Source organism: Mesorhizobium sp. M7A.F.Ca.CA.001.08.2.1 (assembly GCF_003998455.1).
Classification (GTDB): domain Bacteria; phylum Pseudomonadota; class Alphaproteobacteria; order Rhizobiales; family Rhizobiaceae; genus Mesorhizobium; species Mesorhizobium ciceri.
In genome coordinates this window covers 1-732 of sequence record NZ_RZPW01001342.1, presented here as the reverse complement: position 1 = coordinate 732, position 732 = coordinate 1, and the positions used below count along the sequence as shown (strand labels likewise).

The following is a 732-nucleotide window of genomic DNA, read 5'->3' as shown; positions in this document are numbered from 1 at the left end:
CCACCGCCTTGCGCGCCAGCTCCAGGGCAACGCTGCGGGCAGCCTCGGTTGGTCCGCCCCAATGCACCTGTCCCATCCAGTGGTTCATGGCAAGCCAACGATAGGGCTCGGCATAATCAGGATCGAGCGACACCGCGCGCGTCAGCATCAGATGCGCTTCCTGCGCCATCTGCGGCGAGTCGTCGATCAGCTTTCGCGCCCGCACGCAGAGGTCGTAGGCCTCCAGATTTCGCGGCCGATTGCGCGGCGGCGGCGCGCGCAGCCGGCCAAGCAGCGCTTCCACGATCTTGGCCGTCACCTCGTCTTGAACGGCAAAGATATCCTCCAGGCCGCGATCGAAGCGTTCCGCCCACAGATGATCGCCACTCATCGCGTCGACCAGCTGTGCGTTGATGCGCACGCGCCCCGCGGCGCGTCTTGCACTGCCTTCCAACAGGTAGCGCACGCCAAGATCCCCGGCGATCTCGCGCACGTCCATCGCTTTTCCCTTGTAGGCAAAGGTCGAGTTGCGGGCGATGACGAACAGGCCGGAGATTCTGGACAGGTCGGTGATCAGGTCTTCCGTCAACCCATCCACGAAGGGATCCTGCTCGGGATCGTTGCTGAAATTGACGAAGGGCAGCACGGCTATCGACGGTTTGTCGGGCAGCGGCAAGGGTTTTCGCCTGGCCTCGCCCAGCTGTTCGACGGCCCCCGTGAAACGGTAGCCGACGCGCGGAACGGTGGATATCC

At 64.3% G+C, this 732-nt stretch carries 1 pseudogene; it reads right to left on the bottom strand.

From position 1 onward, the window contains the following. Positions 1–732: pseudogene (locus tag EN914_RS37265) on the bottom strand (adenylate cyclase); the annotation flags it as partial.